At 63.6% G+C, this 25,534-nt stretch carries 22 protein-coding genes and 1 pseudogene; 10 read left to right on the forward strand and 13 right to left on the reverse strand.

The features are described from left to right. The 4 genes from AYK65_RS25440 (at nt 1) to AYK65_RS25455 (ending at nt 3,759) form a co-directional block, all read left to right on the forward strand. The gene (locus AYK65_RS25440; protein WP_081161801.1) at nt 1-1,137 is read left to right on the forward strand and encodes an ABC transporter substrate-binding protein; all 1,137 of its coding nucleotides are present in this window, start codon (nt 1-3) and stop codon (nt 1,135-1,137) included. Then, nucleotides 1,134-2,204, forward strand: coding sequence for a FecCD family ABC transporter permease (locus AYK65_RS25445; protein ID WP_139793347.1), 1,071 nt, complete (start codon nt 1,134-1,136; stop codon nt 2,202-2,204). Before AYK65_RS25440 ends, AYK65_RS25445 begins: the two co-directional genes overlap by 4 nt. Continuing rightward, the gene (locus AYK65_RS25450; RefSeq protein ID WP_026616547.1) at nt 2,198-2,959 is read left to right on the forward strand and encodes an ABC transporter ATP-binding protein; all 762 of its coding nucleotides are present in this window, start codon (nt 2,198-2,200) and stop codon (nt 2,957-2,959) included. Before AYK65_RS25445 ends, AYK65_RS25450 begins: the two co-directional genes overlap by 7 nt. A gap of 344 nt (nt 2,960-3,303) precedes the next feature. Then, entirely contained in the window at nt 3,304-3,759 is a 456-nt protein-coding gene (locus AYK65_RS25455; protein WP_081161804.1) for an RrF2 family transcriptional regulator, read from the forward strand. A 47-nt stretch (nt 3,760-3,806) separates the two neighbouring features. Here AYK65_RS25455 and AYK65_RS25460 read toward each other — a convergent pair whose 3' ends face one another. Continuing rightward, nucleotides 3,807-5,024, reverse strand: a complete 1,218-nt coding sequence (locus AYK65_RS25460; protein ID WP_081161807.1) for an SfnB family sulfur acquisition oxidoreductase — start codon at nt 5,022-5,024, stop codon at nt 3,807-3,809. A 686-nt stretch (nt 5,025-5,710) separates the two neighbouring features. Here AYK65_RS25460 and AYK65_RS25465 point away from each other — a divergent pair. The 4 genes from AYK65_RS25465 to AYK65_RS25480 all read left to right on the forward strand — a co-directional run bounded on the left by AYK65_RS25465 (nt 5,711) and on the right by AYK65_RS25480 (nt 11,231). After that, nucleotides 5,711-7,114 (forward strand): FAD/NAD(P)-binding protein, encoded by a 1,404-nt coding sequence (locus tag AYK65_RS25465; protein ID WP_081161809.1) that lies wholly within the window; start codon nt 5,711-5,713, stop codon nt 7,112-7,114. 155 nt (nt 7,115-7,269) lie between these two features. Then, the gene (locus tag AYK65_RS25470) at nt 7,270-8,721 is read left to right on the forward strand and encodes an FAD/NAD(P)-binding protein (protein WP_051440605.1); all 1,452 of its coding nucleotides are present in this window, start codon (nt 7,270-7,272) and stop codon (nt 8,719-8,721) included. A gap of 242 nt (nt 8,722-8,963) precedes the next feature. After that, entirely contained in the window at nt 8,964-10,331 is a 1,368-nt protein-coding gene (locus AYK65_RS25475; protein ID WP_026616551.1) for an NfeD family protein, read from the forward strand. 126 nt (nt 10,332-10,457) lie between these two features. Beyond that, nucleotides 10,458-11,231, forward strand: a complete 774-nt coding sequence (locus tag AYK65_RS25480; RefSeq protein WP_046117204.1) for a slipin family protein — start codon at nt 10,458-10,460, stop codon at nt 11,229-11,231. A gap of 56 nt (nt 11,232-11,287) precedes the next feature. Here AYK65_RS25480 and AYK65_RS25485 read toward each other — a convergent pair whose 3' ends face one another. The 3 genes from AYK65_RS25485 to AYK65_RS25495 form a co-directional block, all read right to left on the reverse strand. After that, nucleotides 11,288-11,674: a hypothetical protein gene (locus AYK65_RS25485; protein ID WP_081161918.1), complete on the reverse strand. Its 387-nt coding sequence runs from the start codon at nt 11,672-11,674 to the stop codon at nt 11,288-11,290. Nucleotides 11,675-11,889: 215 nt separating this feature from the next. Continuing rightward, nucleotides 11,890-12,720, reverse strand: coding sequence for a universal stress protein (locus tag AYK65_RS25490; RefSeq protein WP_081161812.1), 831 nt, complete (start codon nt 12,718-12,720; stop codon nt 11,890-11,892). A gap of 75 nt (nt 12,721-12,795) precedes the next feature. After that, nucleotides 12,796-13,836 carry a zinc-dependent alcohol dehydrogenase family protein gene (locus tag AYK65_RS25495; protein WP_081161815.1) on the reverse strand — a complete coding sequence of 347 codons (1,041 nt, stop codon included), beginning with the start codon at nt 13,834-13,836 and terminating at the stop codon, nt 12,796-12,798. Between the two features lie 149 nt (nt 13,837-13,985). Between AYK65_RS25495 and AYK65_RS25500 the strand changes: the two genes are divergently transcribed. Next, nucleotides 13,986-14,471: an NUDIX hydrolase gene (locus AYK65_RS25500; protein ID WP_026616555.1), complete on the forward strand. Its 486-nt coding sequence runs from the start codon at nt 13,986-13,988 to the stop codon at nt 14,469-14,471. A gap of 11 nt (nt 14,472-14,482) precedes the next feature. Here the strand turns inward: AYK65_RS25500 and AYK65_RS25505 are convergent, their stop codons facing one another. The 9 genes and pseudogenes from AYK65_RS25505 to AYK65_RS25545 form a co-directional block, all read right to left on the reverse strand. Continuing rightward, the gene (locus AYK65_RS25505) at nt 14,483-15,004 is read right to left on the reverse strand and encodes an Hsp20/alpha crystallin family protein (protein WP_026616556.1); all 522 of its coding nucleotides are present in this window, start codon (nt 15,002-15,004) and stop codon (nt 14,483-14,485) included. 165 nt (nt 15,005-15,169) lie between these two features. Then, the gene (locus tag AYK65_RS25510; protein WP_081161816.1) at nt 15,170-16,312 is read right to left on the reverse strand and encodes a siroheme synthase family protein; all 1,143 of its coding nucleotides are present in this window, start codon (nt 16,310-16,312) and stop codon (nt 15,170-15,172) included. Beyond that, complete coding sequence (locus AYK65_RS25515) at nt 16,284-18,941, reverse strand: nitrate reductase (protein WP_081161819.1); 2,658 nt, start codon at nt 18,939-18,941, stop codon at nt 16,284-16,286. The genes AYK65_RS25510 and AYK65_RS25515 overlap by 29 nt, the downstream gene beginning before the upstream one ends. A gap of 2 nt (nt 18,942-18,943) precedes the next feature. Then, entirely contained in the window at nt 18,944-19,282 is a 339-nt protein-coding gene (gene nirD / locus AYK65_RS25520; protein WP_026616560.1) for a nitrite reductase small subunit NirD, read from the reverse strand. Between the two features lie 4 nt (nt 19,283-19,286). Further along, nucleotides 19,287-21,749, reverse strand: coding sequence for a nitrite reductase large subunit NirB (nirB, locus tag AYK65_RS25525; protein ID WP_046117200.1), 2,463 nt, complete (start codon nt 21,747-21,749; stop codon nt 19,287-19,289). Nucleotides 21,750-21,755: 6 nt separating this feature from the next. Then, nucleotides 21,756-21,923 (reverse strand): annotated as a pseudogene (locus AYK65_RS25530) (ABC transporter ATP-binding protein); the annotation flags it as partial. 449 nt (nt 21,924-22,372) lie between these two features. After that, entirely contained in the window at nt 22,373-23,677 is a 1,305-nt protein-coding gene (locus AYK65_RS25535; RefSeq protein ID WP_046117199.1) for a CmpA/NrtA family ABC transporter substrate-binding protein, read from the reverse strand. A gap of 46 nt (nt 23,678-23,723) precedes the next feature. Continuing rightward, nucleotides 23,724-24,314 (reverse strand): ANTAR domain-containing response regulator, encoded by a 591-nt coding sequence (locus AYK65_RS25540; protein ID WP_026616565.1) that lies wholly within the window; start codon nt 24,312-24,314, stop codon nt 23,724-23,726. Nucleotides 24,315-24,699: 385 nt separating this feature from the next. Beyond that, nucleotides 24,700-25,158 carry a helix-turn-helix domain-containing protein gene (locus AYK65_RS25545; RefSeq protein WP_026616566.1) on the reverse strand — a complete coding sequence of 153 codons (459 nt, stop codon included), beginning with the start codon at nt 25,156-25,158 and terminating at the stop codon, nt 24,700-24,702. Nucleotides 25,159-25,375: 217 nt separating this feature from the next. On the opposite strand from AYK65_RS25545, the gene AYK65_RS33365 reads away from it, so the two are divergent. After that, a partial coding sequence (locus AYK65_RS33365; protein ID WP_275531695.1) for a shikimate kinase occupies nt 25,376-25,534 on the forward strand: 159 nt, incomplete at its 3' end.

A 25,534-nucleotide genomic window follows, 5' to 3' on the forward strand; every position in this document is an offset into this window, starting at 1 on the left:
ATGCCGATTCTCAAGAACGTCCTTTTGGCACTCGCTGCCGCGGCCATGGCCGCGGCTTCGGCGTTTGCGGCGGAAATCACCCATGTCACCGGCCGCAACGTGGAGATCGAGCTGCCGGCCAAGCGGATATTGCTCGGCGAGGCGCGTCAGATTCATGTCGGCGCGGCGCTCAAGGGCGAACATGTCTTCAACACGATCGTCGGCTGGCGCGACGATCTGATCAAGAAGGATCCGGATTCCTATGCCGGTTACTCGGAGCGGTTTCCCGCGGTCGAGAAGCTGCCGCGCTTCGGCTACATCCCGAGCGGCGATTTCAGCCTGGAAGCGGCAATCGCGCTCAAGCCCGACGTGCTGACGCTGAACCTCGAAGCTGAGAAGGCTGTCGAGGAAGCAGGTTTCATCGAAAAGGCGACAGCCGCAGGCATCGCCGTCGTCTATCTCGACTTCCGTGTGGATCCCGCGAAGAACAGCGAGAGATCGATCGAGATACTTGGGCAGCTCTTCGGCGCCGAGACGCGGGCGAAGGAGTTCATCGACTACCGGCGCGCCCAAATCGCGATCGTGACCGACCGGCTCGCTAACGCCGGTGCGATCGAGCGCCCGAAGGTCTTCATCGAACGCTCGCCCGGGATCACCGGGGAGACGGCCTGCTGCCGGACCTTCGGCCCGGCGAATTTCGGCGAGATGGCGGAAAAGGCTGGGGGCCACAATATCGGCTCCGACGTGATCACAGCGACCTTCGGCGATCTCAATCCCGAACAGCTCGTGGTTGCCAATCCGGATCATGTCATCGTGACCGGCAGCAACTGGTCGGCCGAATCCGATCTCAATCAGTTCGTAGCCGTCGGCCGCGGCGCCGATCCCACGGCGGCCCGGGAGAAATTGAGGGGCTTGATGCAGCGCCCGGCCTTTGCCAGCCTCGATGCGGTGAAGGCGGGCAGGGTGCACGCCGTCTGGCACCAGTTCTATGGCGTGCCCTACGAGTTCGTTCCGATTCAGCAGTTCGCCAAGTGGTTCCACCCGGACCTCTTCGCCGATATTGATCCTGACCGGACCTTCCGCGAATTCCATGAGAAATTCCTCCCGGTCGCCTATCGGCCCGGCTATTTCGTCTCGCTTTCGGATGGGGGTGAATGATGGTGGCGATCTCCGATGAAATCGCCGGTCTCGAAGGACGCGGACGCTACCGCGCGCTCGTTGCGCGTCGTGTGCTCCTGCTCTCCGGCCTTCTCGTGGCACTGTTTCTTTCCGTCGCCGTCGACATGGCACTCGGACCTGCCAACTATCCGCTCGCAGACGTGCTGACGGCGTTGTTTTGGGCCGAGAGCGTCGGCGACCAGCTTCGCGTCGTTATCTGGGATATCCGCATGCCGATCGCGCTGATGGCGGTGACCGTCGGCGCGTCGCTCTCTGTCGCGGGCGCGCAGATGCAGACGATCCTCGCCAACCCGCTCGCAAGCCCCTTCACGCTCGGCATTTCGGCCGCTGCCGGCTTCGGCGCGGCACTCGGCCTCGTTGCGGGTGTGGCGGTCTTTCCGGTGGCGGTTCAATACATGGTGCCGCTCAACGCCTTCCTGATGGCGATGGTCGCGGCGCTCTTCATCCATTTCGCCTCGACGATGCGCGGCGTCACCGTGGAGACGATCGTGCTTCTCGGCATTGCGCTCGTCTTTACGTTCAACGCGGCGCTGTCGCTGCTCGAATATCTCGCCTCCGAGCAGGCGCTCGCGGCGGTGGTGTTCTGGACCATGGGCAGCCTCACCAAGGCGACCTGGCCGAAGGTCTGGATAACCGGGGCAGTGCTCGTCTTCGCCGTGCCGCTTTTCGCGCGGCATGCCTGGGCTCTGACGGCGCTCCGGCTCGGTGACGACAAGGCGGCGAGCTTCGGCATCAATGTTCGCCGGCTGCGGCTCGAAACCATGCTGACGGTCAGCCTGCTCTCGGCGATCCCCGTCTCCTTCGTCGGCACGATCGGCTTCGTCGGCCTCGTCGGGCCGCACATCGCCCGCATGCTGGTGGGCGAAGACCAGCGCTTCTTCCTGCCGGCCTCCGTCCTCTGCGGCGCGCTCCTGCTCTCGGTCACGTCGGTCGTCAGCAAGATGCTCATTCCGGGGGCGGTGCTGCCGATCGGCATTATCACGGCGCTCGTCGGCGTCCCCTTCTTCTTTGTGCTGATTTTCACCAACAGGAGGCGCTCATGGTAGGCCTCGCACTCAAGGATGTCGGCGCGACCTATGGCCGCCGCATCGTGCTGTCCGACATCAATACGGGCACATTGAGCGGCGGTCGCTTGACTGCCGTCATCGGCCCCAATGCAGCCGGAAAATCGACGCTCTTCAAACGTATCGCCGGCCTCGCCGCCGGTCCCGGCCTCGTCCATCTTTCCGATACAGCGAAAGGGCAGGAAGCGATCTGCTACATGCCGCAGGACACCGGCGCCAATGCCGTCTTGACGGTCTACGAGTCGGTCCTGCTTTCTGCAAAGCAGGGCTCCGGGTGGAAGGTGAAGGACGGGGAGCTCGCCGAGATCGATCGGGTGCTCGCGGCGCTCAGGATCGATGATCTCGCCTTCCGCGGACTCGGCGAACTTTCCGGCGGGCAGCGCCAGCTCGTGTCGATCGCCCAGGCACTGGTGCGCAAGCCGGAAGTCCTCCTCATGGACGAGCCGACCTCGGCGCTGGACCTCTTCCGCCAGATCGAGGTCCTCAGCTTCATGAAGCGCCTCGCAGCACAGTCCGGCATGGCCGTGCTGATCGCGCTCCACGACCTCAATCACGCACTCCGTTATTGCGACGATACGATCGTGATCAGCAACGGGTCAGTGATCGCAAGCGGGCCGACGCACACCGTGATCACCGCGGAGATGCTGAAATCCGTCTACCGCGTCGAAGCGCGCGTCGAGGCCTGCTCGCTCGGCCGTCCGGTCATCATCGTCGACGATTCCATCTCACTTGGGTGAGATGGGGTCACGGTTGCCGCCACCCCGCGGCCCCGATTAAATGTGAAAATTTCCGCGCCGACTCGTGTGCGACCATTAGCGACGCTTAGAACTTTCAAGTAAATCTATCTGAGAACTGAATTGATTTCTTGCCGCTGAAATGCGGCTGATTTATAACTGGAACCGATACGCAAGCCCGCCCCTACAGAGCCGGCGGGGTGGCGCTCGACGGCACCGGATCAGGGTGATTCCGGCGCGAGTCCGGATCAGACGTGGTCGATTCTCCAGTGTTTCAGTCGTGGATGCGGGCGGAAAGCGCGCGCTTTTCCATTCCGCGTCCCCGATCGTCTCGAAAGCGATGTCTCATGCTGACAAAAAAAGGAAAATACGGTCTGAAGGCGATGGTGGACCTCGCCCAGCTTCAGCCGGGCGAAACGGCTTTCATCACCGATATCGCCGTTCGCAACAACTTGCCGAAGAAATTCCTCGACACGATCATGCTGGAACTTAGAAATGCCGGCTTTCTTCGCTCGAAAAAAGGGCCTGGCGGTGGGTATTCGCTGGCGCGACCCGCATCCGAGATCCGCGTCGGCCAGGTGATCCGCACGCTTGACGGCCCGCTGGCTCCGATCCGCTGCGCGAGCCGCACGGCCTATGAAGTCTGCGACGACTGTTCGGATCCGCAAACCTGTCATGTGCGTCGGTCGATGATCGTGGTGCGCGATGCCATGGCCGGCATTCTCGACAACATGACTCTCGAGCAGTTCGCGGCAAGCGAGGAAGAGAATGTCATCGCACCGCTTCTCAGCGAAGCGGGTTAGGCGTTCCCGGCTGGAGAGGGCCGTTATCAAGTTCGGGGGGGCCCCGATCATAGCGCGCCGTTGCGCGGAGGCTTGACCCCGTTGACGTGGTAATTGCCGACGGCGTGGTATTTCCAACGAAGCGGGTCATGCAGCGTGTGGGTGCGGGCGTTGCGCCAATAGCGGTCGAGATTGAGCGCAACCCTGGTCGCGGCGGTGCCGGCCAGTTCGAAGAGCGTGTTGGCGGCCTCCAGTGCGACTTCGCTCGTGACCACCTTGGCGGCGGCAACCGCGAGGCTGGCTGTGACCGCGTGCTCCTCCGTCGGATCGACCTGGGCGGCGTCGACCTTCCGGCCCGCATGCTCGATCAAGGCGGTTGCCGCCTCCAGGTGGGTGGCGATCTTGCCGAGCTCGGTGATCGCCAACGGATCTTCCGATACCTGCTCGGCACCGCTCCCTGGCGAGGGGCGCGCGTGATAGCGAACGAAGTGGACGGTCTCGCGGAAGGCGGCTCGGGCAATGCCGAGATCGACGCCCGCGTGGATGATCTGGCCGACGGCGTCGATCGCCGTCGGCCGCTCGAAGCCCCGGTGGTGCCGGATGACGGAGTCCGCATTCACATAGACGTTCTGCAGGACCGCGGTGCCAGTACCGGTGACGCGCTGTCCGAAACTATCCCAGTCGTCGATGATCTGGATGCCTTCGGCCCCGCGAGGAACGATGGACAAGGCGATCCGGCCGGCCGCGTCGAGCGCGAAGACGGCGATCCAATCGGCAAAGAGAACGCCGGTCGAATGTTCCTTGCGGCCATCGATGCGGTAGCCGGCGCCATCTTCTGTAATGCGGGTCTCGTAGTGACCGGCTGCACTGGTCTCGGTCTCCGAAAGCGCACAGCAGAAGCGGTCGCCGGCGAGCGCGCGGCCAAAGAAGAACTGTTTCTGTTCCTCGCTCCCATGCTGGCGTAACGCTTCCAGGATGTAGAAGTGCTCTTGCGGGATCAGCCCGATCGAACTGTCGGCCTCGGCCAGGATCGCCGTCACTTCGGCAAGCACAGCGTTCGAGACGTCGATGCCGCCGTGTTCCGAAGGAATACTGATCGCCAGCAGCCCCGATTGCGCAAGCCGGTCGAGTTCCTCATAGGGAAGGACTCGCTCGAGGTCGCGCTCGCTGGCGCCCTCGGCGAGCTCCGCCGCCAGATCCTTTGCAATCGAGAGGGCCTCTTCCTCGCTCTCGATCCGGTGCGCGGGCGGCCTGGCTTTCTCGGCGAACTGCGAGATCGTTCCCATCTTATCCCTCCATCCGCCCTCGACGCCGCGCTCGCGCGTCTGCGGCTTGACGCGGGATCCGGGCGGAAAAGCCGCTTCGCGCGCCCATCGCCGATCCCGCTCAGGCCTTTGGCCATATCCCTGAACGATCGCAGGACAACTCGTAAGAAAGCTGGTTCTATAGATTTTGTGAATATTGAACTTTCTTTGCGTTTGCCTGTCGCTCCGCCCCTTTAGTATGGCGCATGGACGGAATTCTTCCACTGTCGAGCCGCTCGAAATGCGCGCGCCGCGATAACGGCCGCGTGGGTGTTACCTGTGCCGCACCCAACGGCATGATGTTATTCCGTGAATTCAGCGGCTTACGCGTGTAGAGGCAAGTGGTCAGGCGCTCGGCCGCGGCCCGTGTCACAAAAATGCCTTGCCGATTGGAAGCTTTGTCATAAAATACTAAGTTGATAGAATATGCCGTATAAGGATGACCATGAGCCAAAGCGCCAGGCCAGCCGAAGAAGTGCAGATGTCTCGCTCGACGCGGGATGGTGAAGGCACGGAGCGATCCCCCGCCGGCACTGTTCCCGCGATCCCGACGGGCGAGCGGCATAGGATCCAATATCCCTGAAAATCCCAACTCTTTGTGTGTCTCGAAGTCCTGCGTACGGGATTGCCCGGAATGAGGAGCGACCGCCAGTCGCAAAGGAGCTCACATGACCGTTCTCGGACTGTTTGCAGCGAAGTCGGCGACGCCCGGCTCGACCTCGAAACCGGAGATCGCCGTTATCGGCCGCGGATTTTCCGGCATCATGATGGCGATCGCGCTGATGAAGTCGATGCGCATGCCCTTTCATCTCACGATGTACGACCCGCATCCGGCGATCAGCGGCGGTCAGGCGCTTTCTTCGGCGCAGCGCTGCGAGATTTTGAACAGCCGAGTGCGGGATCTCTCGGTTGCTGCCGGCCAGCCCGACGATTTCAACGACTGGCTCTGCGCCAATGACGAGTTCCGCGCCGCCGTTCCGGCGGCGATACCGGGCTTCCGGCAGATTTTTGTGCCGAAAGGTATATTTAGCGACTATGTCCATCAGCGCTTTTCCGAGGCGCTCGCGCGCCGTTCCGATATCACGGTGAAGTTCTCGCACGAGCCGATCCTCGGTCTGCGCAAGCTTGCGAACGGTCGCTTCACCCTCGTTCGCGTAGGCGCGAGCGATACCTGCGATATCGTGGTGCTCGCGACGGGTTTTGGCGTACGGCCGTGCGATATCGAGGTTGCGCAGGACGATAAGCCGCTCGTCAGGACGCGGCGGCTCGTCGATCCGCGCCATGCGGTGCTGCTCGGCAGCGGCGTTCGCGTGGTCGACCGACTCTTCCAGCTGCGTGACAACGGCTATGCCGGCAAGATCACGCTGCTTTCGCGTCGCGGCTTCCTGCCACAGACGCACACGCTGCTTGCAGCCGCGCCGAGCTTCCCCGTCGATCCGATGCCCTCCGGCCTTCGTCAGATCGTGCGCTTCGTCCGCCAGGCCTGCGCCGAGGCGGAAGCAAGGGGGCAGGGTTGGCAGGCGGCGATGAACGGTCTGCGCCGCCGGGCGCGCTCGCTCTGGCAATCCCTCTCGGCACAGGAGAAGCGACAGTTTAACCGCCACCTGCGCGCCATCTACGACAGCCACCGAAACAGGTTGCCGGCGGCGGTGCACGCCCGGCTGCAGCAGGAGTTCGCCGACGGGCGAACCGTGCTTCGTCGCGGCTGGGCGGGGCGGCGCGTTCCGGAAGGGATCATGGTGCGCTGGGCAGGAGAGGAGATCGAGGAATTGCTGCGCGCCGACCAGGTGATCGACTGCCGTTGCTCCGCGCCGGAACTCGGCGCCCCCCTGTTCCAAAGCCTCTTTGCGGGTGGGCTTGCCCGCACGGATGAACTCGGCCTCGGCATCGCCGTGAGCCCGATGGGCGAAGTTCTGGGGGCCGGCGGGCGCACGCAGAACCTATTCGCGATCGGTCCGTTGGGCCTCGGAAGCTTGCCGGACATCGACCTGGTGCCGGAGATCGTCACGCAGACCTATGCGGCGGCACGGCTAATCGCCACAGGAAAGCGTCTGGCCCTGAAGGCAGGATGAACTCTCCGGCTTCCGCCCAGACAAAGCAGCGCGTCGGCCGGCGCAACGTCGCCCTCGCGTTCGCAAGCAGAGGTAGCCCAGGCGGTCGATGAGGCGTATCGTTTCGGCAAGATCATCGCCCGCGGTGACAGGCAAATGCTCGAGGTGTCGTACCCATGAACGGCCCGCACTCTTCTGTTGTCATCATTGGCGGTGGTTTCACCGGCGCCGTGGTCGCGGCCAACCTGGCGCGCAGCCGTGACATCGACGGCTGGCGAATCGCGGTTTTCGAGCCGCGCGAAAGGCTCGGCTGCGGCCTTGCCTATGATACGGCGGATCGCGCGCATCGCGTCAACGTTCCAGCTGCGCGCATGAGCATAGATCCGGACGATGACGACCATTTCATGCACTGGCTCGCCTCGCGCGGCGAGCTGCGCGACGACGCCGAGGCACTCGCCTCGGACGGTCACCTCTACCCGCGCCGCCGGCTCTTCGGCCTCTATGTCGCGGAATCGGTCACTCCGTTCATCGAAACGGGGCGCGTCACGCACATCCGGGAGAAGGTCATAGGCGTTGGGCGCAAGGACGCTTTATGGGAGGTCCGCGGCGAGGGCGGCTCCGGGATCCGGGCCGACGTGCTGATCGTCGCGACGACGCATCCTGCCCCCGAGGCGCCGGGCGGCATCGCCGCAGCGTTGCGCGGGCACCCCCGCTACGTGGCGGACACGACCGTACCAGGCGCGCTCGAGGCCATCCGCACAAACGACCGTGTCCTGATCATCGGCTCCGGCTTGACCTCCGCCGACGTTATTGCGTCCTTGCGCACAAGCGGGCACAGGGGACCGATCACCGCTTTCTCCCGCCGCGGTCTTCGCTCGCGCGGACATGCGGGCCGGGCGCAGGACCCCTATGGCGACTTCACCGCTCGAGCGACCACAACGGCGAGCGAACTCCTTCTCAGCGTCCGCCAGGAGATCGCGAATGCCGCGGCGGAGGGCTTTAGCTGGCACGCCGTCTTCGATGCCCTGCGGGCCCAGGGCGGGGAGATCTGGCGCAATCTGTCGGTTGCGGAGCGGCGGCGCCTCGTGCGTCATCTTCGCCCCTTCTGGGACGTCCACCGCTTTCGCGTCGCCCCGCAGATCGATGCGATCATCCGTGCAGGGCTCAGTGCCGGCGACGTCCGGGTTCTGGCGGGTTCGATCGCAGGCATTGAAACAAACGGCGGCGACATCACCGTCACCTTCCGGCAACGCTGGTCGGGCGGAACGGAGCAGTGGACTGTCGATGCGGTGGTGGTCACCACAGGCCCCGCGCACAAGAACATCCTGAAGAGCCAAGGCTGGCTCGAAGCGCTTGGCGCCGCCGGTCACCTGCAGGCGGACGCGGTCGGCCTTGGCCTTGCCTGCAGCGAGACCAGCAGGGCGCTCGATAAGGAGGGCCGGGAGCAGGATGACCTCTTCATCGCCGGGCCGCTCGCTCGCGGGACCTTCGGGGAACTGATGGGGCTGCCGCAGGTCAACGACCACGCCATCTTCGTCGCGGCGCAAGTGGCCGGGCTGGCGCGGGCGCGAAGAGCGAGGGGGCCCGCGCTCTCGCAACGGGCATCGGAGCACACAAGCGTCAGTTGACGCGCATTCCCCACGCGGAGGGCGACCGTCGTCGGTTGCGGTGAGGTAAGCAGCAACGGCATCACGCGGCGCCTCTTCGATGCAACTTCCGCGGCAGCGGCTAGCGGTGATATCTTACGCTTTTCGCGGTTCTGACATATATTAGGAAGCGATTATTTTCGACGAAAAGTAGTGCGGGAGGCGATGCGGCCGTTCGCATGCCTCCTGCCTCTTCCTAACGAACCACGAGGCGTTGACGGCGAATGTCCCGAATCCTCATCCTGGTGTTTGTCCTCCTGTCGGCGTTCGCCTTTCCTTTGCCTCTTGCGTCCGGTGCCGAGCGCGTAGCGATCGTCCTACATGTGAATGGCGCCATCAGTCCCGCCGCGGCGGAATATGTGACGCGCGGCCTCGCGCGAGCCAATGATCGCGGCGCGGTGCTCGTGATCTTGCGGATGGACACGCCCGGCGGCCTCGACACGTCGATGCGCGACATCATCCGTGCCATCCTCGATTCTTCGGTTCCTGTCGCGAGTTTCGTGGCGCCGAGCGGGGCGAGGGCGGCGAGCGCCGGCACCTATATCCTCTATGCGAGCCACGTCGCAGCGATGGCGCCGGGCACCAATCTGGGTGCGGCGACGCCGATCGCAATCGGCGGCGGGTTGTTCGGCGACGATGAGCAGCGCGACAAGAACACGCCGGCCGAGCCGGGCAAGCCGCCGGACGACAAGCGGCCCGCCAATCCCGGCGAGGCCAAGCTGATCAATGATGCGGTAGCCTATATTCGCGGGCTCGCGGAGCTCAGGGATCGCAATGCCGACTGGGCGGAGCGCGCCGTGCGCGAGGCGGCGAGCCTCTCCTCTGCCGCGGCGGCGCGCGAGAAGGTCATCGATTTCACCGCCGCCACCATTGAGGACCTCCTGAAGCAAGCCCATGGCCGCACGGTTCGCGTCGGCCAGGCCGACGTCCGGCTCGATACGGCGGGGCTTGCCGTCGAGGACGTCCTGCCGGATTGGCGCACTCGCTTGCTTTCGGTGATCACCGATCCGAACGTCGCGCTTCTCCTGATGATCGTCGGCATTTACGGGTTGATCTTCGAGTTCCTGACGCCTGGGACGGTGGTGCCCGGGACGATTGGCGGCATCAGCCTTCTGCTCGGTCTCTATGCCTTGGCGGTGCTGCCGGTAAGCTATGCCGGTATCGGCCTGATCCTGCTCGGTGTTGCGCTGCTTGTGGCCGAGGCGCATGCGCCGTCCTTTGGTGCCCTTGGGCTCGGCGGCGGGGTCGCTATCGTGCTTGGTGCCGCCATCCTGTTTGATACCGATGTGCCGGGGCTGCAGGTCTCCTGGCCGGTTCTCGGCGGCGTGGCGATCGCAAGCTTCACTTTCAGCCTCCTTGTCGCCCGTCTCGCACTCCTGTCGCGCCGGCACAAGGTCGCCACCGGGGCCGAGCAGATGATCGGCATTTCCGGGAAGGTCGACACCTGGGCGGGAGCCGCCGGTTACGTGATCGCGCATGGGGAGCGCTGGAGGGCGGTAAGCGGTGAGCCGCTCGGCCCCGGCGAGGACGTTATGGTCGTTGGCAGGGATGGCTTGACGCTCGAAGTCAAGCGCCGAGCAAAACGGAGCTGATTTCCTGCATGTTTCCTTAAATCGTAGCCCATTAAGGTAAAAAACATGCAGCAATTCAAAGTGCCACAGCGAGCTTCGCGCGTCTGAAAAGACGCGCCGCCTATAGTAGGGAAAGAGAGGAAGTTGATGCCCCTGTTTGGAAGTCTTGTTCCGCTCGCCGCGGCACTGTTTTTCCTGCTCATCGTCATCGCCTATGCGATCCGGATCCTAAGGGAATACGAGCGCGGCGTCGTCTTCACGCTAGGCCGGTTTACCGGCGTCAAGGGACCGGGTCTTATCCTGCTCCTTCCCTACGTGCAGCAGATGGTGCGCGTCGACCTCAGAACCCGCGTGCTCGACGTCCCGAGCCAGGACGTCATCTCGCACGACAACGTCTCCGTCCGCGTGAGCGCGGTGATCTATTTCCGGGTCATCGATGCGGAAAAATCGACCATCCAGGTCGAAGACTTCATGATGGCGACGAGCCAGCTCGCCCAGACCACGCTGCGCTCGGTGCTCGGCAAGCACGACCTCGACGAGATGCTGGCGGAGCGCGACAGGCTCAACGAGGATATCCAGAAGATCCTCGACGTCCAGACGGATGCCTGGGGCATCAAAGTGGCGACCGTCGAGATCAAGCATGTCGACATCAACGAGTCGATGATCCGTGCGATCGCCCGTCAGGCGGAAGCCGAACGCGAGCGGCGCGCGAAGGTCATCAACGCCGAAGGCGAGCAGCAGGCGGCGGCCAAGCTGCTGGAGGCCGCGGAAATCCTCGCGAAGAGGCCCCAGGCCATGCAATTGCGCTACCTGAGCACATTGAACGTCATCGCCGCCGAAAAGAGTTCAACGATCATCTTTCCCTTCCCGATGGAGATCGCCGATATGCTGGCGGCGAAGACGAAAGGTTCCTCCAGCTAAAGGCTTCATGGCCCGCTGAGGGGACCTGACGAGCGGCAGCAGAACACAGGATCCGGTTACATGACCATCTGCGTTGCTACCTCGTCGGTCAGGATCTCCTGTTCCTTGCAGACGCTTCTCGCCGTCCGGGCGGCAAGAAGCGTGGCAATTCGCGCAAGACGGTCGGCCTCCTCCGAGTAGTCCAGGAACGTATCCCGCCAGAACCGGCAATAGAGATCGAAGCCGTCACGGGCGTAGTCCGATGCAAGCACGTCCTCCCAGAGCTGCAGGTGCTGGTTGGCGCGCCTTTGCATGAACGCCGAAATCTCGATCTGCTGGCGCAACAATGTCTGCAATATCGCCGCCTGCAACCGCCCTGCTGACAAAAGCGGCAGTCGCGCGTCGACGCCGATAGGCCACCAGGGCAGGGGCGGTACCAAAGGGTCTGTCGTCTTATCGAGCATGAAAGCAACTCCTCCCTTCCACGGCTCCAATATCGTTTCGCTGGAGCATTTCGCAGGCAGGTAGAACCACCTGGCGTAGCACTGCTGCATGGTTCCTTAAATCGACCTCGATTTAAGGACAAAGACATGCAGTAATTCAAAGCGCTACAGCGACCTTTCTGCGTCTGATAAGACGCACGGGGCTGTAAGGCTTTGGCGCAATCGTCGATCGCCGTTCAGTGCATCATCAGCACGGGCACGACGGCCGCATCGATCATCGACTTCGTGACGCCGCCAAAGATGCGCTCGCGCATCCGCGAATGGCCGTAGGCGCCCATGACGATCAGGTCGGCCGCGATATCAAGCGCATGGCTGTTGAGCACTTCGTCCACGCGCCGGCCCGCGCCCGGCAGCCGATCGATCGTGACCTTGATGCCGTGGCGGGCGAGATAGGCCGCGACGTCGGTCCCAGGCTCCTCGCCGCTGGACGACCCTGCCGGATCGACCATGGTGACGTGGACGATCTCTGCACCGGCCATTATCTCCAACGCCTCGCGCGCCGCTCGTGCCGCTTCGATATGCGAGTTCCAAGCGAGCAGGACCCTCTTGGGCGCTAGGCTCGCGCGCCGGCCCTTCGGCACCAGCAGAACGGGGCGCGCGGAATTGAAGAGGGCGCCATCTATGGCGCGGGACCGCAAGTCGGGGCTGGCCGATAGGCTGGGGCCGATCAATGCCATATCCGCGTAGCGGGCGCGTCCGCCTATGTCATTGTCGGCGCCTGCGAACTCCGAATATCTGCCGTCGACCTGAAACGAGATGCCCGTCCCCGACAGCAAGGCTTTGGCCGCCTCGACACTCGCGTTGAGCTCGGCGACGTCGTTTTCCCTTGCCTCGACCCAGTCAACGGAAAACGTAGCGCCGTAGTCGCCGATGGGCGGTAGCGCCGCCAATTTAACGACCAAAACCGACAAATGCGCGTTGCCCGCCGTGCAGATGTCGGCCGCCGCTTTGAGGTCGTCATCGAAACGGTCGACGCCGACCACGGTGAGAATGGTCTTGTATCTCATGTGGGAGTTCCTTTCGAAAGTCCGACCCACGGTCATCGACGTTAGGCAGGCGGCAGTCGCCGGCATTAATTCTCGTCAATAAGTTTGGCCATTCGATGCTCCCGCTGGTGAGGAGCGATCGAGGCGGGTCTGTCTGGGCACAAGCACGGCGGCGCCGTTGAAGTTGCCTGCGCGGAGGTCGGCAATCGCGGCGTTGGCATCCTCGAGAGGATAAACGGTCGTGTGCGTGCGGACTCCGGCCTCCGCGGCGATTGCAAGAAACTCGTGCACGTCCTCGCGCGTGACATTCGCGACAGAGACGAGTTCGCGCTCGCCCCACAGCAAGGCGTAGGGCATAGCAGCAATGTCGCTCATGTGGATGCCGCCGCAGACGACGCGCCCGCCTTTGCGCACAGCCTTGAGCGCCGCGGGGACGAGGGTTCCGACGGGAGCGAAGATTATGGCGGCGTCGAGCGGCTCCGGCGGCACCTCGTTCGAGCCACCGGCCCAGACCGCTCCGAGGTCCAGCGCAAAGCGCTGCCCGGCCGCGTCTTCCGCGCGAGTGAAGGCGTAGACCTGCCGCCCGTGGCGGACGCAGACCTGGGTAATGATGTGCGCGGCCGCCCCGAAGCCATAGAGCCCGATCCTGCGGCCGTCGCCGGCGCGCTTCAGCGAGCGCCAGCCGATGAGACCCGCGCAAAGCAGAGGCGCTAGCGAGACGGGATCGCCGGAAGGGTCGAGATCGAAGGCATAGGCCTGATCCGCGACAACATGGGTGGCGAAACCGCCATCGCGGGTATAGCCGGTGAACAAGGGGGCGTCGCAGAGGTTTTCCGCGTTCGAGCGGCAATAGAAGCAGGTCCGGCATGTATAGCCGAGCCAGGGCACTCCGACGCGGCAGCCGATCCTGCCCGCGTCCACACCCGTCCCGACCGCCTCAACGACGCCGACGATCTCGTGGCCGGGCACGAGCGGCAGCTTCGGGCGCGGCAGGTCGCCGTCGACCACATGCAGGTCCGTGCGACAGACGGCGCAGGCCTCCACTCTGAGCCGGAGTTCGCCTGCGAGCGGCTCCGGAAGCGGGCGCTCGACGGCGACCAGTGGCTTTCCGATTTCCTCAAGAACCATCGCCAGCATGGCTATCGTCCTTCTTGCGCCCGAAGCGGCTTTCCGCCGAGGGCTCTTGAATATAGCGTATCGGTTCCACAATGGCGCGCTATCCGCCGGGCGGCATATTCGATCCGACCCATCCTTCAGGGCGCCGCGGGAGCCGAAGGGTTGGGTCCATGAGGAAGAAAAGCGCAGGCATCCTGCTTTACAAGTATGAAGGCGGCTCGCTCCTGGTCCTGCTCGTCCATCCCGGCGGTCCCTTCTGGACCAATCGCGACGCCGGCGCCTGGTCGATCCCGAAGGGCGAATACGAACCCGGCGAAGAGCCGGAGGCGGCGGCACGGCGGGAATTTCTCGAGGAGACCGGTGTTGTGGTGACCTGTCCCCTGAAGTTTCTCGGCGAAGAGCGACAGAAGAGCGGCAAGCTGGTCACGGCCTATGCCGGCGAAAGTGACCTCGATATCGGAAAGCTCAAAAGCAACGTTTTCGAGATCGAATGGCCGCCGCGCAGCGGCCGCATGCAATCCTTTCCCGAAGTGGATCGTGCCGGATGGTTCACGGTTCCGGTCGCGCGGGAAAAGATAAACCCGGCGCAGCGGCCCTTCCTCGATCGTCTCGAAGCGGCTCGCGCCACGGACCGCAGCGCGGGGTCGACCGTCTGATCTCGTCGCGTTCACGCCGCCTTGACGTTGATCTTCTTCTCGTTGCTGGCGGCTTCGGCCGTCTTCGGCAGCCGCACGGTCAGGACGCCCTTCGCGAAGGTGGCTTCGATCTTGTCCGCATCGACGCCGGGCGGCAGCCGGAAACTGCGCTGGAATGCGCCATAGCGCCGTTCCGAAAGGAAGCGATCCTTTTCGCGTTCCTCCTTCTCCTCTTTCTTTTCGCCGCTGATCGACAGCATGTCGTTGACGATCTTCACTTCGACCTCGTTCGCGTCCATGCCCGGCATCTCAGCGGCGATCTTGTATTCCTTCTCGGATTCGATGACGTCGACCACAGGAGACATTCGCCAGGTGCTCCTTTCGGACCACGGCCGGTCGAATTCGCGCATGCGTGCCGGGAAAGATCGCCAGCCAAGCGGATTGAAATCTTCGAAAAGCTGATCGATTTCCCGGCGGAGGCTCTCGAACATCGAAACTGGTTCGCGCTTTTCAGGAGCGGATGTTTCGACCTTGACGGGTTGTTTTTGGGCCATGACTGAACTCCCTTTGAGACAGCTCGTTGCGTCCTGCGGGAGGGGCCGAATGGTGAGAGAACCGCGACCCGCTCGCGCAGGGTCTGATAAAGTCACTCATTAAAGATAGCGCATTGACCCCGATCAAGAAAGGCCGCGGCACGAAATTGGAATAGCGAAGCGTCGTCAAAGATTGGCTGCGCGTGTGGTTCCCCGTGCTGCGGCCGGATCTGCCGGGCAGGTCTCCGCCGCAGCGACAGCTGGCGCATGATGCTCCGCATCGACGCCGGGTATGATCTCTACGGCAATGCCGAGCTTGCCCAGTCTCGACGCCTCTTCGCGCGTGGCGGCGGCGGGCGCCGGGTTGCCTGACTGCAGGCGCACCACGCGTTTGCCTGTCTTGGCGAGAGCCATCACCCTTCCGTCGCCGCGCTGATCGCTGACAAGAATGCGCTTTGCCTCACGCCGCGCGAGCTCGAGGATGTCGTTGGAAATTTGCTCGTCGTAGAGGATGATGTCGGCGGCCTGCAGGGCGCGCACGGCCTTCAAGGTGAGGAGTTCCGCATCGCCCGGACCCGCGCCGACGATGGTGACGCGGGCGACAGCGGGCCGTGGTGCCGCAAGGCGCTCCAGCTCCGCCATCAGCCGCGTCTCCACACCCTCCTCCGGTGTATCGAGGAAAGCCCGATCGACGAAACGCTCCCAAAAGCTGCGGCGCGCGGCACCCGGCTGCAGGCGTGCGTTCACGCGCTCACGAATTGCCTGCGCGATCGACGCCCAGCTTTTGATTGCCGGCGGCAGCAGGGTCTCGATCCGCCGACGGATCGCCTGTGCAAGGATCGGGGCTGCCCCATCGGTGGAAATTGCAACGACGACGGGTGAACGATTGACGATCGATCCGAACTGGAATTGGCAGTAGGCAGGCTTGTCGATGACGTTCACGGGCACGCCGCAGGCGCGCGCGGCGTTGAAGAAGGCTTCCGCCTCGACATCCTCATCGCAATCGGCAATGGCGATTGCCGCGCCTTGAAAGATGCCGGGGTGCCACACTTCGCCGTTATGAACGAAGCGGCCGCATTCATGCGCGGCACCCCGGGCGATGAGGTCGCGAAAAATCTCGCCGAGTTCTGTGCGCGGGGCATAGACATGGACCTCCGCGCCGCAGGCCGCCAGGAGTTCGGCCTTCCAGGCGGCGGCGTCGCTGCCACCTGCCACCACGACACGCTTGCCCTTCAAGCTCCAGAAGAGCGGCAGCGTCGCGAGCGCGGCGACGCGCTGCGACTGCGGCCTCGACGTCATATCATTCGGCAGCGGCGGCAAGACACGCATGGATGATCCCCCTGATCTCAGCGCGGCAGGAGCCGCAATTGGTGCCGGCGCTCAGCTTCTCTCCGACCGCCTCGACGCTGTGGCAGCCCTCGCGGATGGCGGCGGTGATCTGATTGACGCCGACACTGAAGCAGGAACAGACTGTCGCGCCCGGATCCGGCTGGTTGGCACCGGGACGGCCGGCGGTCACGGCAAAGCGCCTGCCGAGATTGTCGTGCGAAGCACCGAGTTGCGAGACCGCCCAATTACGCGCGACGGCTGCCGGCCGGGGCGAAAGGAACAGCGCGGCAAGCAGGCGGTCGCCCTCGAAGAAGGCGAGGCGAAACTCGCCGGAGGTGCGATCGGTATAGCCGATCGGTTCAATGTCGGCAGCGATGGAGAAAGCTCCGCGGCACCAGTCGATCCAATCCTTGTCCCCATCAGCGAAGGCAAGCTCCATCCGCCAGCCGCCTTCGGCTTTGGCGACCGCCCAATAGGCGGCATCGAGATTTTGGGGCTTTGAGGCCGAAACGGCGAAGCCGTAGGTTCTCGCCGCGAAGCGGCTCGCCCGAACGGCCACGTTTTTCGAGGCAGGCTGGCCAGAGACGGGATCGGTGACCGGGGTGACGAGCGCATCGATGCGCGCCTTCGAGGCGAACTGGTCGTTCCAGTGCATCGGCACGAAGAGACTGCTTTCGGCCTGACGCTCGGTGATAAGCGCCCGCACGATCACCGCGCCGTAGGGACTCTGGATCATGACGAGATCGGCATCGCTGACGGCGATCTTCTGCGCGTCACGCGGGTGGATTTCGACGAAAGGCTCGGCGAGATGGCCGGAGAGACGGGCGCTCTTGCCGGTGCGGGTCATGGTGTGCCAGTGGTCGCGCACGCGGCCCGTATTGAGGATGAAAGGGAACGCGTCATTGCCGGGCCTTGCCTTCGGCGCATGGACGGGCACGAAGCGGGCGCGGCCATCCGGATGATAGAAGCCGCCGCCGGCAAAGAAGCGTCTCTCCTGCGGCACGGCTCCCTTCGGCTGCGGCCACTGAAATGGCTCGAGAGCGTCGTACCTCGTCCGGTCGATCTCGGCAAGGGCGCTGATGTCGAAGTCGCGGCGTCCGTCATTCTCGAAGCCGGACAGGGCGGCATGTTCAGCGAAAATGTCGGCCGGTGACGCGTGGCCGAAGGCTTCCGCAAAGCCCATGCGCCGGCCGACTTCGGCGAGTTGCCACCAGTCGGCGCGCGCCTCTCCGGGTGCTTCGAGGAAGGCGCGCTGACGCGATATCCGCCGCTCGGAATTGGTGACGATGCCGTCCTTCTCGCCCCAGCCGAGCGAGGGCAACAGCACATGGGCATGGCGCGCCGTATCGGTCTCTTTCAGAATGTCGGAGACGACGACGAAGGGGCAGGCCCTGATCGCCGCTTCGACGGCATCGGCATCGGGCAGGGACACGACCGGGTTCGTCGCCATGATCCAGAGCGCCTTGATGCGGCCGTCGGCAACGGCGCGGAACATGTCGACTGCCTTGAGGCCTTGCGTCGGAGCGATGGTCGGAGCGGCCCAGAAGCGCTGCACCAGGTCGCGATCGAGCGGCTTGTCGATGTCCATGTGGGCGGCAAGCATGTTGGCGAGACCGCCGACTTCGCGCCCGCCCATGGCATTGGGCTGACCAGTCAGCGAGAAGGGGCCCATGCCCGGCCGGCCGATACGCCCCGTCGCAAGATGACAGTTGATGATGGCATTGACCTTGTCGGTACCGGCCGCCGACTGGTTCACGCCTTGGCTGTAACAGGTCACGACCTTTTCGTTCGTTTCGAACAGCCGATAAAAATCGAGCAGCTCGGCCTGGGTGAGGCCGGTCGCGTTCGCAAGCGCCGGCGGATCGAGGGCGGAAGCGGCGGCGAAGGCTTCCGGAAAACCGGCAGTATGCGCCGAGATATAGTTCTGATCGACGGCGCCGCTCGTCACGAGATGGGCGAGCAGGCCGTTGAAAAGCGCCGTGTCGCCGTCGGGCGCGATCGCGAGATGCATGTCGGCGATGTCTGCCGTCATCGTCCGGCGCGGATCGATGACCACGACCTTCATTTCCGGGCGGGTTGCCTTCGCCGCGGCCAGGCGCTGGTAGAGGACTGGGTGGCACCAGGCGAGGTTGGAACCCGTCAGCACGACAAGATCGGCAAGTTCCAGGTCCTCATACATGCCCGGTACGGTATCCGAGCCGAAGGCGCGGCGGTGGCCGGCAACGGAGGACGACATGCAGAGGCGCGAGTTCGTATCGATATTCGCCGAACCGATGAAACCCTTCATCAACTTGTTGGCGATGTAATAGTCTTCCGTCAGCAATTGTCCCGAGACGTAGAAGGCAACCGAATCGGGACCGTGCTCGGCGATACTCTGCGAAAACCGTTCGGCAACGAGGTCGAGCGCTTCGCCCCAATCTGCGCGGCGGCCGCCGATCTCTGGATAGAGGAGGCGGCCGTCGAGATCGAGGGTTTCGGCAAGTGCCGAGCCCTTCGAGCAGAGCCGGCCAAAATTGGCCGGATGCTCGGGATCGCCCTTGAAGCTGACCGCTCCGTCATCCCCCACGCGCGCGATGACGCCGCAGCCGACGCCGCAATAGGGACAGGTGGTCTTGACCTCGCACGCCATCTCTACTCCGCCGCCGCCAATGCCAGGTTTTCGAGCGCGATGAAGAGCGCGCCGTTGTCGTTCTTCACCGGCACCGTGCGCACCGCGCCCTCGTCGGCGCCGAGCGCCTTGCCGGTTTCGAGCGAGATCACCCAATTGTGCAGCGGGCAAGTGACGGCGGTGCCATGCACAATGCCCTGGGAGAGCGGCCCGCCCTTGTGCGGGCAATGATCCTCTATGGCGAAGACCTCGTTCTCGGCGGTGCGGAAGACGGCGATCTTGCCGACCGGCGTCTTCACGCAGCGCGCGCCGCGCAGCGGAATGTCGCTGATGTCGCCAATAGCAATCCAGTTCATCATCATCATCTCACTCTGCTGCCTGGTTGAACGCGACCGTTGCCATCGGCCGGAACTCGTGCTTGTCCTTGCCGGAGACGCGCTCCGACCAGGGGTCGACCTGGGCGAACTTCTGGCTGAAGACGAAGCGTTCGAAATAGCCCTTGCGCTTTTCCGCATCGTCCATGATCTGCCGGCGGATCTCGTCGAGGCCGATACGCTTCGCCCACTTGTAGATGCGCTCCAGGTAACGGGCCTGCTCGCGATACATCTGCGTCAGCGCGACGATGTGCTCGAGCGCCTCGTCCTCGGTCTTGACGAGGCCGAGCACCTCGGTGCCCTTGATATCGAGGCCGGCGGCACCGGCGAAGTGGATCTCGAAGCCGGAATCGACGCAGATCACGCCGACGTCCTTGCAGGTCGCTTCGGCACAATTGCGTGGGCAGCCGGAGACGGCCATCTTAACCTTGGCCGGCGTCCACGAGCCCCACATGAACTTCTCGATGCGGATGCCGAGCCCGGTCGAATCCTGCGTGCCGAAGCGGCACCATTCGGAGCCGACGCAGGTCTTCACCGTTCTGAGCCCTTTGGCATAGGCCTGGCCAGAGACGAAACCGGCCTTGCCGAGATCGGCCCATACAGCCGGCAGATCTTCCTTCTCGATGCCGAGCAGGTCGATGCGCTGGCCGCCGGTCACCTTGACCATCGGCACGTTGAACTTGTCGACGACGTCGGCGATTGCGCGGAGTTCCTTCGAACTGGTGACCCCGCCCCACATGCGCGGCACGACGGAATAAGTACCGTCCTTCTGGATATTGGCGTGGACGCGCTCATTGATGAAGCGCGACTGGTAATCGTCGGCATATTCGTCAGGCCAATCGCAGACGAGATAGTAGTTGAGGGCCGGGCGACATTTGGCGCAACCGCAGGAGGTCTTCCATTCGAGCTCCTGCATGACGGCGGGAATGGTCTTGAGCCCCTTCGCCTTGATCAGGCGGCGCACGTCGTCATGGCCGAGGTCGGTGCAGTTGCACATCGGCTGCACCGCGGCCGGATTGTAGTTGTTGCCCAAGGTCAGCGACATGAGCTGCTCGACGAGGCCCGTGCAGGAGCCGCAGGAAGCGGAAGCCTTGGTGTGCGCGCGCACCTCGTCGAGCGACGTCAGACCCTTGCCGGTGATTGTCGAGACGATCTTGCCTTTGCAGACGCCGTTGCAGCCGCAGATTTCCGCATCATCCGGCAAGGCTGCAACGGCCGCCGTAGGGTCCAGCGGGGCACCCCCCTGATAGGCCTGACCGAAGATCAATGTGTCGCGCATCTCGGATATGTCGGTGCCACGCTTCAACAGGTCGTTGAACCAGGCGCCGTCGGCGGTGTCGCCGTAGAGTACGGAGCCGATGATGCGGTTGTCCTTGAGCACCAGCCGCTTGTAGATGCCCGCGGTGGCATCGCGCAGCACGATTTCCTCGCGCCCGTCGCCATCGGCGAAATCGCCGACCGAATAGAGATTGATGCCGGTCACCTTCAGCTTGGTCGGCGTATCGGAATGCACGAAGGCGGCCTTGCGGTCGCCGGCGAGATGTGATGCGGCAACGCGCGCCATCTCGTAGAGCGGCGCCACAAGGCCGTAAACCATGCCGCCGACCTCGGCGCATTCGCCGAGCGCCATGATGTCGCCGTCGGAGGTCTGCATGCCGGCGTCGACGACGATGCCGCGGTTGACGGCGAGTCCGGCATCCTTGGCAAGCCCGGCGTTCGGCCGGATGCCGACCGCCATCACGACCAGCGTTGCCGGGATGATCCGGCCGTCCTCGAGCTCGATGCCCTCGACCCTTTCCTCGCCGACGATCCGTTTGGTATTCGCCTTGGTGAGGACCTTGATGCCGCGCTCCTCGACCGCCTTTTGAAGCAGATAGCCGGCGGCCGGATCGAGCTGGCGCTCCATCAGCGTAGGCATGACGTGCAGGACGGTAACGTCCATGCCGCGCGCCTTGAGGCCGGCTGCCGCTTCGAGGCCGAGCAGGCCGCCGCCGATGACGATCGCCTTTTCGCGCGACTGGGCCGCGAGCAGCATCGCCTGCACGTCGTCGAGATCGCGATAGGTGATGACGCCGCGCAGATCCTTGCCCGGGACGGGAATGATGAAGGGCACGGAGCCGGTGGCGATCACCAGCTTGTCATAGCTTTCCGTGACGCCATGGTCGGAGGTGACCGTCTTGGCGTTACGATCGATCGCAATGATCTTGTGACCTTTGTACAGCGTAATGCCGTGCTTGATGTACCATCCGTCGCCGTGGATGATGATCTGTTCGTAATCCTTCTCGCCGGAGAGCACCGGCGAGAGCATGATGCGATCGTAATTGACGCGCGGCTCGGCGTTAAAGATCGTCACATCATAGCGCCCGGGCGCCTTTTCGAAGAGCTCTTCCAGCATCCGGCCCGGCGCCATGCCGTTGCCGACGATCACGAGTTTCTCGGGGGTGCGTTCAGCCATTGGGGTTCACTCCGCAACTTCGACGAAGCCGGCGCGCTCGCGGAGGGACTCGAGCGCCGCTTCGCGGCATTTCAGATAGGTTCGGTCGAAGGCAAGCTCGGTGCGCCGGCGTGGACGGGCGAACGGCACATGGAGCTTTGCGCGAATTCGTTCGGGCGTGGTCATCATCACGACGCCGTGGAGGGACATTGCGTCTTCAGCGCGCCGGCGATGCCGGCGGTCTTTAGCGGGCTGCGGCGGGCGAAGCCGCCGGTCGACGTTTGTGGCATGCGCAGTTTCCCTCGGTTGTAGCCGGTCAAAGCCGACAAAAAAACGCCGCTCGGAAATCGCGCTCCGGGACTGGGAGGGTCCCTTCGGAGGCAAAGTCCTTGCGACGTCGGTGTCTTCGGCAAGCGCCCCTGTGGCGCTTGATTTCGCTTCGATCGTCGTTGATCGAAGCATCTCTAGTAAAGCAAGCAGCGTGCCAGCCTTGGCGCGCGGGGATTATGTTATTGAATTGACCTTGAAAATCGCAGTGCGTCCGAGCGCCTAAAAAATGGCCTGTGATGGTCTGTGATGAATCATTGTGCTGTGCGGTAGATGCTGACGCTGCTGTGCTGCTTAAAGAAGCAGCAGGCCCGGGTTCAACCGTCCTCGATCGGGAGCTGCGACCGGCCTGTCGCTCTGATCGCAAAGGACTCGATATAGTCTTCCATCCTGCCTGGATCGAAGACGTGTCCGTCCAGGAAGCGGTCGTCGGGCGTTGCGCCTCTGGGTCCGGTATCCGCGTCGGCTGGCGCGGCGTCCGCTCCGAGCGCGCGGCGGTAGAGATCCGGGCGATAGGCCGATACGCTTGCCGCCAGCCTCTCGTCAGAGAAAGGCGCCTGGCCCCAGCGCACCATCTGGCTATAGGTCCAGAGCGCCTGGCTCGGGCGCGGAACGTTGGCAAAGCCGGAGTGGAAGACGAAATAATCATCGATCACACGTCGATTGCCTTCCGGATCGATGGTGAATTCGCCTGCGAGCACCCGACGGATGATGTCGGCGGGGGCGGCGACATAGCGTTCGTCGGCAAGAACGTCCGCGAGTATGTCGCGGTTCTCCGGCGCGTCCGCCCAGCGGGCGGCGCGGTCGAGCGCGACGATCAGGCGCGAAACCGTTTCGGGATGGGTCTCGGCCCATTCGGGCCGCATGCCGACGACCTTTTCCGGTGCGGAGGGCCAGATGTCCTGCTTGGTCGCGACGATGCGGCCGACGCCGAGTTCCGAGGCGACCATGTTCCAGGGCGCTCCGACGCAGAAGCCGTCGATGGCGCCGGCGGCAAGTGCGTCGGAGGTCATCGGCGGCGGCACGACCATGAGCTTGACGTCGCGGTCCGGATCGATGCCGCCGGCGGCGAGCCAATAGCGAAACTCGTAATTATGCGAGGAAAAAGGGTAGGTGACGCCGAGCGTCAGCGGCGGTTCGCCGGCGGCCTGGGCCTTGCGGATCACCGCCGCCAGCGCCGTAGCATTCGCGAGCGCGTCCTCGCGGCCGCCAAGCGTGCCTTCGTCCTGCATGCGTCGATAGAGACGGGTCGAAAGCGTGATCGCATTGCCGCCGCGTCCGAGCGAAAAGGGCGTGATCACCGGCGAGGGGTTGGAGCCGAGGCCGAGCATGGCGGCGACGGGCATGGGCGACAGCATATGGGCGATATCGAACTGGCGAAAGGCAAGCCGGTCGCGCACATTCGCCCAGGAGACGTCCTTGACGAGTTCGAGGGTGATGCCTTCCCTTTCCGCGAAACCGAATTCGGCGGAAGCGATCAGCACGGCCGCATCGACAAGAGGAATGAAGCCCGCCCGTATCGTGCGCGAGCCCGGGTGACCGATGCTTGCCGGCGCGGGTAGCGCATCACCGGGAGAGAGTTTCTCGCCTTTGAATTTTTCGATATCCGTCAATGCGTTCACTCCGGTGTCTCCCGCGGCTGTCGCCGCCAAAGGCCGCGTTCTTCGCTCATCGGATCAGCAATCCGGCGGCGGTTACGACGCTTTGCGCGATCTCAGAAATTTTCTTCTTCTCGTTCATTGCCGTCTGGCGCAGCAGCGTGAAGGCCTCCTCTTCGGAAAGACCGCGCATTTTCATGAGGATGCCCTTGGCACGCTCGACGAGCTTGCGCTCTTCCAGAGCCGATTTCGCATCGGCCAACTCGCGTTGAAGACGGCTGAAGGCGTTGAAGCGGCTGACCGCCATGTCGAGGATCGGCTTGACCCGCTCCTTCTTCAACCCGTCGACCACATAGGCGGAAACGCCGGCCTCGACGGCCGCCTCGATCGAGGCCGTATCGGAACGGTCCACGAACATGGCGATCGGCCGGCCGACTGTGCGGGTTAGCTGGAACAGATGCTCCATCATGTCCCGGTTAGGGTTTTCGATGTCGATGACGATCACATCCGGTCTTAGCGTTTCGACGATGCGGGCGACGCCGTGAACCTCATGGATGACCGTGACCTTGCGATGCCCGGCCTCGCGCAGGCCTTCCTCGATGATCGAGGCGCGGATGGCGTTCTCGTCAATCACAAGAATGGTCAAGTCGCGATGGGTCATGCCGCATCATGATGCAGTGCAGCAACTTTCGCAATACGCACATGCCTAAATATTTTGCTTTGGAAGATAATGCCTTGTTTTTGGGCAGTCAGCCCTTGATTTGGGCAGTCGCCTGGCGCGAGATCGTCCACCGCGGCTCGGCTATCGCCGAGCCGCGCGCCAAAAGGCTATTGGAATCCAGTTATCTGCCGCCAACGAGGCGAGGGGCTGCTGTGTTCCGTCGAACACTGGTGAGTGTCGGATCGATTGGCGGGCCGGCGATCCTCAATGTCTCGCTGGCCAGAATGAACGACCTTCACAGCGCCTTGGGCCCCCTGCGGCGGAACCCACGGGGGCGAGCTTTCGCGAAGCCCGCGAACCAGCCGCGGCAAGCCGGTCGAGGTCGTCAGCCGTGGAGCGCTTCGCTGCGGCGGTCGCTGGAGGGAATCGCCGTCTGTTCCGTCTCGGGCGTGTTCGCCATGGCTGCGACGAGCGAGATGATCTTCTTTCGCAGCACCGGGTCTGCAATTTTCAGGAAGGCTCTGTTGAGCGCGATGCCCTCTTTCGAGGCGACGAAAGATGAAATTTCCTGCGACTCGTGGATATCGGCCGCAGTTTCGCGCGACTGGGGTTTGCCGTTATCCTGTTGGAAGAAAAAGCTCGGATGGACACCCAAGATATCGGCAATCGCCTGCAGCCGGCTCGCACCGATACGATTGGTTCCCTTCTCGTATTTCTGCACTTGCTGGAAAGTGATACCGAGGCCGTCGGCGAGTTTCTCCTGGCTGAGGCCAACCATCAACCTGCGCATGCGGACACGCGAGCCAACGAAGGCATCGATCGGGTTGGGGTCCTTCTTGTTCATCTGCGCTTCTCCTCGCGAATTCGATTCAACCTCTGCTTATAAGTTTGCTCGAATAAACTCCGCGATGCAATCTGCGCGCGCCAATTTCCGCGACCGACACGCACTTTTCGCCGACCGGGCGAAAAAAGCTTCACAATTCTGGCGATGCCGCGTAATCCCTTCTCCTCATTCCGATCACGACGGCAGCCAACGACGGGATTGATTCGAGTCTGCGACAATGACCATCGAGCATAAACCCACACCACCCGATCCTCGGTTTCCCGGGTCGATCGTCGTCATGGGCGTTTCCGGCAGTGGCAAATCCTCGGTCGGCGAGGCGATCGCCGAGGCCTACGGCTATCCCTTCATCGAGGGCGACGCGTTGCATCCGCCGGAA

Origin of the sequence: Ensifer aridi (assembly GCF_002078505.1) — a bacterium.
Classification (GTDB): Bacteria; Pseudomonadota; Alphaproteobacteria; order Rhizobiales; family Rhizobiaceae; genus Sinorhizobium; species Sinorhizobium aridi.

Bases quoted from the DNA above. Each gene is read 5' to 3' on its own strand.
- AYK65_RS25440 (WP_081161801.1), top strand. From the start codon at position 1: ATGCCGATTCTCAAGAACGTCCTTTTGGCACTCGCTGCCGCGGCCATG.
- nirB (WP_046117200.1), bottom strand. From the start codon at position 21,749: ATGGCTGAACGCACCCCCGAGAAACTCGTGATCGTCGGCAACGGCATG.
- AYK65_RS25450 (WP_026616547.1), top strand. From the start codon at position 2,198: ATGGTAGGCCTCGCACTCAAGGATGTCGGCGCGACCTATGGCCGCCGC.
- AYK65_RS25455 (WP_081161804.1), top strand. From the start codon at position 3,304: ATGCTGACAAAAAAAGGAAAATACGGTCTGAAGGCGATGGTGGACCTC.
- nirD (WP_026616560.1), bottom strand. From the start codon at position 19,282: ATGATGATGAACTGGATTGCTATTGGCGACATCAGCGACATTCCGCTG.
- AYK65_RS25485 (WP_081161918.1), bottom strand. From the start codon at position 11,674: ATGCTCGATAAGACGACAGACCCTTTGGTACCGCCCCTGCCCTGGTGG.
- AYK65_RS25460 (WP_081161807.1), bottom strand. From the start codon at position 5,024: ATGGGAACGATCTCGCAGTTCGCCGAGAAAGCCAGGCCGCCCGCGCAC.
- AYK65_RS25480 (WP_046117204.1), top strand. From the start codon at position 10,458: ATGCCCCTGTTTGGAAGTCTTGTTCCGCTCGCCGCGGCACTGTTTTTC.
- AYK65_RS25490 (WP_081161812.1), bottom strand. From the start codon at position 12,720: ATGAGATACAAGACCATTCTCACCGTGGTCGGCGTCGACCGTTTCGAT.
- AYK65_RS25495 (WP_081161815.1), bottom strand. From the start codon at position 13,836: ATGCTGGCGATGGTTCTTGAGGAAATCGGAAAGCCACTGGTCGCCGTC.
- AYK65_RS25465 (WP_081161809.1), top strand. From the start codon at position 5,711: ATGACCGTTCTCGGACTGTTTGCAGCGAAGTCGGCGACGCCCGGCTCG.
- AYK65_RS25475 (WP_026616551.1), top strand. From the start codon at position 8,964: ATGTCCCGAATCCTCATCCTGGTGTTTGTCCTCCTGTCGGCGTTCGCC.
- AYK65_RS25515 (WP_081161819.1), bottom strand. From the start codon at position 18,941: ATGGCGTGCGAGGTCAAGACCACCTGTCCCTATTGCGGCGTCGGCTGC.
- AYK65_RS25545 (WP_026616566.1), bottom strand. From the start codon at position 25,158: ATGAACAAGAAGGACCCCAACCCGATCGATGCCTTCGTTGGCTCGCGT.
- AYK65_RS25510 (WP_081161816.1), bottom strand. From the start codon at position 16,312: ATGCGTGTCTTGCCGCCGCTGCCGAATGATATGACGTCGAGGCCGCAG.
- AYK65_RS25470 (WP_051440605.1), top strand. From the start codon at position 7,270: ATGAACGGCCCGCACTCTTCTGTTGTCATCATTGGCGGTGGTTTCACC.
- AYK65_RS25540 (WP_026616565.1), bottom strand. From the start codon at position 24,314: ATGACCCATCGCGACTTGACCATTCTTGTGATTGACGAGAACGCCATC.
- AYK65_RS25500 (WP_026616555.1), top strand. From the start codon at position 13,986: ATGAGGAAGAAAAGCGCAGGCATCCTGCTTTACAAGTATGAAGGCGGC.
- AYK65_RS25505 (WP_026616556.1), bottom strand. From the start codon at position 15,004: ATGGCCCAAAAACAACCCGTCAAGGTCGAAACATCCGCTCCTGAAAAG.
- AYK65_RS25445 (WP_139793347.1), top strand. From the start codon at position 1,134: ATGATGGTGGCGATCTCCGATGAAATCGCCGGTCTCGAAGGACGCGGA.